Source organism: Streptomyces sp. KLMMK, assembly GCF_036961605.1.
Lineage (GTDB): Bacteria > Actinomycetota > Actinomycetes > Streptomycetales > Streptomycetaceae > Streptomyces > Streptomyces telluris.
Genome location: NZ_JBAMDC010000340.1, coordinates 1 through 7,037, shown reverse-complemented (window position 1 = coordinate 7,037; position 7,037 = coordinate 1). Strand labels below are relative to the sequence as shown.

At 73.8% G+C, this 7,037-nt stretch carries 7 protein-coding genes; 1 reads left to right on the top strand and 6 read right to left on the bottom strand.

Annotated elements, in window-relative coordinates; translation table 11 throughout:
• A partial coding sequence (locus V7793_RS30295) for an MFS transporter (protein WP_336012487.1) occupies positions 1 to 823 on the top strand: 823 nt, incomplete at its 5' end.
• A gap of 171 nt (positions 824 to 994) precedes the next feature.
• On the opposite strand, the gene V7793_RS30290 is transcribed toward V7793_RS30295, so the two are convergent.
• The 6 genes from V7793_RS30290 to V7793_RS30265 all read right to left on the bottom strand — a co-directional run bounded on the left by V7793_RS30290 (position 995) and on the right by V7793_RS30265 (position 6,978).
• Positions 995 to 2,653 carry a long-chain fatty acid--CoA ligase gene (locus tag V7793_RS30290; RefSeq protein WP_336012484.1) on the bottom strand — a complete coding sequence of 553 codons (1,659 nt, stop codon included), beginning with the start codon at positions 2,651 to 2,653 and terminating at the stop codon, positions 995 to 997.
• 150 nt (positions 2,654 to 2,803) lie between these two features.
• Positions 2,804 to 3,343: a SigE family RNA polymerase sigma factor gene (locus tag V7793_RS30285; RefSeq protein ID WP_336012482.1), complete on the bottom strand. Its 540-nt coding sequence runs from the start codon at positions 3,341 to 3,343 to the stop codon at positions 2,804 to 2,806.
• 174 nt (positions 3,344 to 3,517) lie between these two features.
• Positions 3,518 to 4,351, bottom strand: coding sequence for a DUF1906 domain-containing protein (locus tag V7793_RS30280; protein WP_336012479.1), 834 nt, complete (start codon positions 4,349 to 4,351; stop codon positions 3,518 to 3,520).
• Positions 4,352 to 4,403: 52 nt separating this feature from the next.
• On the bottom strand, positions 4,404 to 5,549 hold the full coding sequence (locus tag V7793_RS30275) for a lipid-transfer protein (RefSeq protein ID WP_336012476.1): 1,146 nt from the start codon (positions 5,547 to 5,549) through the stop codon (positions 4,404 to 4,406).
• Positions 5,546 to 5,947: a MaoC family dehydratase gene (locus V7793_RS30270; RefSeq protein WP_336012473.1), complete on the bottom strand. Its 402-nt coding sequence runs from the start codon at positions 5,945 to 5,947 to the stop codon at positions 5,546 to 5,548. Before V7793_RS30270 ends, V7793_RS30275 begins: the two co-directional genes overlap by 4 nt.
• A complete protein-coding gene (locus V7793_RS30265; protein WP_336012470.1) occupies positions 5,944 to 6,978 on the bottom strand; it encodes a bifunctional MaoC family dehydratase N-terminal/OB-fold nucleic acid binding domain-containing protein in 1,035 nt (344 codons plus the stop codon). Before V7793_RS30265 ends, V7793_RS30270 begins: the two co-directional genes overlap by 4 nt.
• Positions 6,979 to 7,037 lie beyond the last annotated feature (59 nt).

Genomic DNA, 7,037 nt, shown 5'->3' with positions numbered 1-7,037 from the left:
GCTGGTCCCGCTGGTCGCCGAGCGGGCGCCCGCCGACCGGCGCGGACGGCACGTGGCCGCGGTCGTGGCCGGGCTGTTCACCGGCATCGTCGCGGCCCGCGTCCTCGGCTCCCTGGCCGGGCAGGCGTACGGCTGGCGCGCCGTCTTCCTCGGCGCCGCCGCGCTCACCGTCGCGATCGGCCTGCTGACCGCCGTCATGCTTCCGGCCGAGACCCGGCCGCGCCGCGCCGCCCGGCCCCTCAAGGCAATAGCCGGGCTGCCGGGCCTGCTGCGCCGCTCCCCCGAGCTGCGGGCCGCGTGCCTGCGCCAGGCCGGGCTCTTCGGCGCCTGGAGCTCCCTGTGGACGACGCTCGCCCTGCTGCTGACCGCGGACGAGCCGTTCCGCATGTCGACGGCGACCGCGGGTCTCTTCGGCCTGTTCGGCCTCGTCTCGACCGTCGTCGCCCCCGTGTCGGGGTCGCTCATCGACCGCTTCGGCGCGACCCGGGTCGTCACCACGTCCTACGTGCTCACGGCGCTCTCCCTGCCGCTGTTCTGGCTCGGCGGGCACCGGCTGTGGGCGCTGTGCGCGGCGGCCGTGCTGATCCACGCGGGTCTGATGGCCGGTCAGGTCGCCAACCAGACGCGGGCCCTGGCCTCGACCGGCACGCCCGCGGCGGCCAACACGGCCTACGTCGTCACGGCGTTCGTCGGCGGCGCGAGCGCCTCCGCCCTCGCGGGCCCGGCGTACGCCCACTGGGGCTGGAACGGCGTCTGCGTCATCGCGGCGGCCGCCGTGGCGGTGGGCTGGGCCGGCAGCGCGCTGGTGGGCGCCAAGCGCTGACGGAGCACTGACGGAGCGCTGACGGAGCGCTGACGGAGCGCTGCCGGGACACCGGCGACGACACCGGCGCCGCAGCCCCCGTGGACGGCGGGAACGCCCATGCAGACGCCGGGCAGGAGGCCTTGTCGGCGGCCCCCTGCCCGGCGTTCCGTGTCATCCGTCCGCGGCGGGTCAGCCGCCCAGGACGGTGACCTCCAGCTCGCCCTCCGCGTACTGCTTGCGGAGCACCTTCTTGTCGAACTTGCCCACCGACGTCTTCGGTACGGACGCGACCAGCGCCCAGCGCTCGGGCAGCTGCCAGCGCGCCACCCGCTCGCCGAGGAACGCCCGCAGCGCCGCATAGTCGGCGGGCTTGCCGTCCTTGAGGACCACGGTGGCGAGCGGGCGCTCGCCCCACTTGTCGTCCGGGACGGCCACGACGGCCGCCTCCGCGACGTCCGGGTGGGCCATCAGGTGGTTCTCCAGCTCGACGGAGGAGATCCACTCGCCGCCCGACTTGATCACGTCCTTGGCGCGGTCGGTGAGGGTGAGGAAGCCGTCGGACGTGATCGTGCCGACGTCGCCCGTGCGCAGCCAGCCGTCAGGGCTGAACTTGTCCTCGGGCCGGACGGGCTCCCCGGCCGCGCCGCCGTAGTACGCGCCCGCGATCCAGGGCCCGCGCACCTCCAGCTCACCGGCCGACCGCCCGTCCCACGGCAGGATCTCCCCGCCGGGACCGGCGAGCCGGGCCTCCACGGAGGAGGGCAGCCGGCCCTGGGTGACGCGGTAGGGCCACTCCTCCTCCTCGCTCAGACCGGCCGGCGGGTAGGCCACCGAGCCCAGCGGCGAGGTCTCCGTCATCCCCCACGCCTGCACGAGCCGCACGCCGTGGCGCTCGTGGAAGCCCCGCATCATCGCGGGCGGCGCGGCCGAGCCGCCGCTGATGACCGTGCGCAGCGAGGACAGGTCCCGCGGCCGCGCGTCGAGCTCGGCGAGCAGGCCCGCCCAGATCGTGGGGACGCCCGCGGACACCGTGGGCCGCTCGGTGGCGATCATCTCGGCGAGCGGCGCGGGCTGCAGGAAGCGGTCGGGCATCAGCAGGGACGTCCCGGCCATGAAGGCGGCGTGCGGCAGGCCCCAGGCGTTCACGTGGAACATCGGCACGACGGGCAGGCAGGTGTCGGCGGGGGTCAGGCCGAAGGCCGAAGCGGCGTTGACCTCCATGGCGTGGAGGTAGACCGAGCGGTGGCTGTAGAGGACGCCCTTGGGCTCGCCGGTGGTGCCGGAGGTGTAGCAGAGGGCGGCGGCCTGCCGCTCGTCGAGCTCCGGCCAGTCGAAGCCGGCCACGGGACGGCCCGCGAGCAGCTCCTCGTACTCGTGCACGCGCGGCCGGCAGCCCTCCAGCGCGGAGCGGTCGCCCGGGCCCGAGACGATCACGTGCTCGACGGAGCCGAGGTGCGGCAGCAGCGGGGCGAGCAGCGGCAGCAGCGAGCCGTTGACGATGACCACGCGGTCCGCCGCGTGGTTGACGATGTAGGCGAGCTGCTCGACGGGCAGCCGCAGGTTGAGCGTGTGCAGGACGGCGCCCATGGAGGGGATCGCGAGATACGCCTCCAGGTGGTCGCTGTTGTTCCACATGAGCGTGGCGACGCGCTGGTCGCCGACCACCCCGAGCTCGTCGCGCAGCGCGTGGGCCAGCTGCACGGACCGCTCGGCGACCTCCCGGAAGCTGCGCCGCAGCGGCTCGCCGTCCCCGGTCCAGGTGGTCACCGTGGCGCCCCCGTGGACGCGCGCCCCATGGGCGAGGATGCGTGTGACGGTGAGCGGTACGTCCTGCATCGTGCTCAGCACCGGGGTCCTCCCGAAGACCTGTACGGCGGGTGGTGGTCCGCTGATTGTGCTGGGGTATCTCGCGGTAAGTCACTACCCCGGGGCCCCCGCGGTGAGCACTTTCCGTCACGTCGCCCCCGCGCCGCCGGTCACACGCCCGTCACACGCGTGTCACGCCGCGCAGGAGAGCTCCGGGTCCTCGCGGAGCTTGCCGAGCGCCCGGGAGACGGCGCTCTTGACCGTGCCGACGGAGACCCCGAGCAGCTCGGCCGTCTGCACCTCGGTCAGGTCCTCGTAATACCTGAGGACGACCATGGCCCGCTGCCGCGCCGGCAGCCGCAGCACGGCCCGCCACATCGCGTCGCGCAGCGCCTGCTGCTCGGCGGGGTCCGCCGACGGGGCCGCCTCGCGCTCGGGCAGCTCGTCGTAGGGGAACTCCTCGACCTTGCGCTTGCGCCACTGCGAGGTGCGGGTGTTGACCAGGGCCCGGCGCACATAGCCGTCCAGGGCCCGGTGGTCCTCTATGCGCTCCCACGCCAGGTACGTCTTGGTCAGCGCGGTCTGCAGCAGGTCCTCCGCGTCGCACGGGTTCGAGGTCAGAGAGCGGGCGGTGCGCTGCAGCACCGGACCGCGTGCCCGTACGTAGGAGGAGAACGACGGGTACACGGCGGTGGATGCGCTGGTGCACACAGACGTCGTGGTTGCTGTCATGCTTCAACGCTAGGAGCGCACCTGTACCCGGCGGATCGGCCGCAGGTGCCGAAGGACGGTCCGCCTCAGGTCGTACAGGTGGGGCTGGCCCCACCTCCCGGAGGGGGAGAGGAGTAGGGGACCTCCTCCGGGTGCGGGCCCCGGACCGGGCCACGGACCGGGCCCCGGCCGGTGTCAGTCGATGATCGCCACGGGCGCGTCCACCAGGTTGCGGTCGATGGTCAGCTTCCGTCCCCCGTGCGACTCGGTGACGTTGCCCTGGTACTGGTGGATGCGGCGGTGCGGCTGCCAGGCCGTCCGGCCGATCAGCGGCTCGCGGTCCGTCGTGGGCTCGACCCGCCAGCGGGCGAACCAGAGCACGTCGGGCAGCCCGGTCGTGCCCGAGCGGCGGGCCCGGTCCATGTGCCGCACCCCCGACTCGGCGCTGCTGTAGAAGCCCGGCAGGTAGCCGCCGGCGCGCACGGCCGCGTTCCAGCCGCGGATGTAGGACAGCGTCGTGCGGGCGCAGTCGCCGTCCTTGTCGTCGTACGCCTCCATGTCGAGGTAGAGGGCGCTGCGGGAGACGATGCCGAGCGCGGAGGCCCGGGAGACGGCGTCCTCGCCCTCCGACTGACCCTGGTCGTAGGGGTAGGAGCCGATCAGGAAGCCCCGCTTGTTGCTCGCCCGCACGCACGGGGACTGCGAGCCCACGTAGATCGGCAGGACGCGCCAGCCCAGGTCGTCGGCGCCCTCCAGCCACCGCTCGCTGAGGTAGGTCTGGTGCGGGCAGGCGCGGGCGCGGCCGGCGAAGTAGACGCCGACGGCCCGGTAGTCGGACGACTTCCACGCGCTCAGCGTGGTCAGCGCCGGCGCCTGGCAGGTGTCCATGCCCCAGCCCCTGAAGACGGAAGCCCCCTCGTCCCTCGGGTCGCCCCGGTCACCGGCGCCCGCGGGATCGGCGCCGGCCAGCTGGGCCACCACCGCCATCAGGGCGAGGAGATATCCGATGATCTTCCGTCGTCGGTCCATACCCGGAGTCAAAGGCGCCACCGGCCGGCCCCCTTCCGTGACACGCCCCCGTTCATCCGTCTGCCCCGAGAAGCAGCCCGGACGTGGGAACTCCCGTACCGGCGGTGACCAGGGCCCGGGAGGCGTCCGGCACCTGGTTCACGGCGGTGCCGCGCAGCTGCCGCACCGCCTCGGCGATGCCGTTCATACCGTGCAGGTACGCCTCGCCCAGCTGCCCGCCGTGGGTGTTCAGCGGCAGCGCGTCCGCCGCCACGAACGCGGCCCCCTCGCCGGGCCCGCAGAAACCGAACTCCTCCAGCTGCATCAGCACGTACGGCGTGAAGTGGTCGTAGAGGACGGCCACGTCGACGTCCGCCGGGCCCAGTCCGCTGCTCCCCCACAGCTGCCGGGCGACGACGCCCATTTCGGGGAGGCCCTCGATGCCGTCCCGGTAGTAGCTGGTCATCTGCTCCTGCGCGCGGCCGGCGCCCTGGGCCGCGGCCACGATCACGGCGGGCGGCCGGCGCAGCGTGCGGGCCCGCTCCAGGGAGGTGACGACCAGGGCCTGCCCACCGTCCGTCTCCTGGCAGCAGTCGAGCAGCCGCAACGGCTCGGCGATCCAGCGGGAGGCGGCGTGGTCGGCGAGGGTGATCGGGCGGCCGTGGAAGTACGCGGCCGGGTTGGTCGCGGCGTGGCGCCGGTCGGTGACGGCGACGTGCCCGAAGACCTCGGGCTCCAGGCCGTACTCGTGCAGGTAGCGGCGGGCGCTCATGGCCGCCCAGGACGCCGGCGTGAGCAGCCCGTACGGCAGCCCCCAGCCGAGAGCCACGCCCTCCGCCGAGGGCTCGCGCCCCTGCACCCCGGCGCCGAAGCGACGGCCGGAACGCTCGTTGAAGGCCCGGTAGCAGACGACGACGCCGGCGATCCCGGCCGTGACGGCGAGGGCGGCCTGCTGGACGGTGGCGCAGGCGGCGCCGCCGCCGTAGTGGACGCGGGAGAAGAACGTCAGCTCGCCGATGCCGGCCGCCTGGGCGACGGCGATCTCGGGGCTGGTGTCCATGGTGAAGGTGACCAGGCCGTCCACATCGCCGGGGGCGAGCCCGGCGTCGTCGAGCGCCGCGCGCACGGCCTCCGCGGCCAGGGCGAGCTCGCTGCGGCCGGAGTCCTTGGTGAAGGCGGTGGCGCCGATGCCGACGACGGCGGCGGTGCCGCCGGTCATCCGTCGGCCCGGGCGGGTGAGGGGCGGGCGGCCACGACCCGGCCGGTGACATGGCGGCCGAGGCGGTTCGTCCCGACCACGGAGATCTCGATGGTGCGCTCGTTCACGGAAAGGATCCTTCCGGTCAGCACCAGAACGTCGCCCGGATAACTGGGCACCCCGAGGCGGATCGAAACCTTGCGGAGGACGGCCTCCGGGCCGAGACGGTCGGTGACGTAACGGCCCACCAGACCATTGGTGGTGAGGATGTTCATGAAGATGTCAGGAGAGCCCTTCGCGCGGGCCGCCTCGGCGTCGTGGTGCACGTCCTGGTAGTCGCGGGAGGCGATGGCACCTGCGATGACGAGCGTACGGGTGATGGGAACGGTGAGCGGCGGGAGCGCGTCGCCGGGCGTCATGCGTCCGCTCCCGCCGCCCGGTCCGCGTGGGCGCGGAAGACCGGAAGTTCCCACTCCGCGTCCACTCGTATGAATTCCAGCTCGACGGGCATGCCGATGCGCACGCGGTCGTGCGGCACACCCGTGATGCCGCTGATCATCCGTACGCCTTCGGCCAGTTCGACGAGCGCGACGGCGTAGGGCGGGTCGAAGGCCGGGAACGGCGGGTGGTGCACGACCACGTACGAATGGACCGTGCCGGAGCCGCAGGCCTCGGTGGTCCCCCACTCGGGAGAGCCGCAGCGGCCGCAGCCCGGCAGCCAGGGGAAGCGGAGGGTGCCGCAGGCGGCGCAGCGCTGGATGAGCAGCTTGTGCGCGGCGACGCCCTCCCAGAAGGGGGCGTTGTCGCGGTTGATCACTGGCCGGGGGCGGGGGCGGGCTTCGGGGCCGGTTTCGGGGCGGGGGCGGGCTTCGGGGCGGGGGTGCGCCGGGCCCGGGCTCGCGGAGGCGGGGGACGGGGCCGGCGTCGGCGTCGGCGTCGGGACCGGGGCGTACTTGAGGATCCGGAAGAGGTGGGTGCCCACCAGCTCACCGGCCACGCGCAGCCGCGTCGTCGTGGTGATGAAGTAGCCCGTCCCGAGCCGGGTGGTCTTGCGGGGGGAGACGGTCTCGATGACCGAATCGAAGGTGATCTCGTCGCCGGGCCGCAGCGGGCGTACGTACTCCTGCTCGCAGTCGGTGGCGACGACCGCGGTGTACCCGGCACCGTCGAGCAGGGCGAAGAGCTCGTCGTGGGCGGGGGCGCGCCCGGCGCGGGCCGCGGAGAGGCCGGGCAGGGTCCACGCCTGCAGCATGGTGGGCGGGGCGATCGGGTCGTCCCCGGCGTAGGCGGGGTTGGCGTCGCCCAGGGCCTCGCACCAGTGCCTGATCATCGGGGCGTTCACGGGGTCCGCGGCGCGTGCGGAGACGGCTGCGGGCCTGCCCTCGAAGGGCTTGAGCAGGTGGTGCACGTCGCTGGGGACGGGCTCGGGCAAGGGCGTGGGAACGGGCACGCGGACCCCTCCTCGCAAGTTTTTCTGACTGTCCGTCAGATTTGCGGAAGGTGTCAAGA

Bases quoted from the DNA above. Each gene is read 5' to 3' on its own strand.
- V7793_RS30285 (WP_336012482.1), bottom strand. From the start codon at position 3,343: ATGACAGCAACCACGACGTCTGTGTGCACCAGCGCATCCACCGCCGTG.
- V7793_RS30280 (WP_336012479.1), bottom strand. From the start codon at position 4,351: ATGGACCGACGACGGAAGATCATCGGATATCTCCTCGCCCTGATGGCG.
- V7793_RS30275 (WP_336012476.1), bottom strand. From the start codon at position 5,549: ATGACCGGCGGCACCGCCGCCGTCGTCGGCATCGGCGCCACCGCCTTC.
- V7793_RS30270 (WP_336012473.1), bottom strand. From the start codon at position 5,947: ATGACGCCCGGCGACGCGCTCCCGCCGCTCACCGTTCCCATCACCCGT.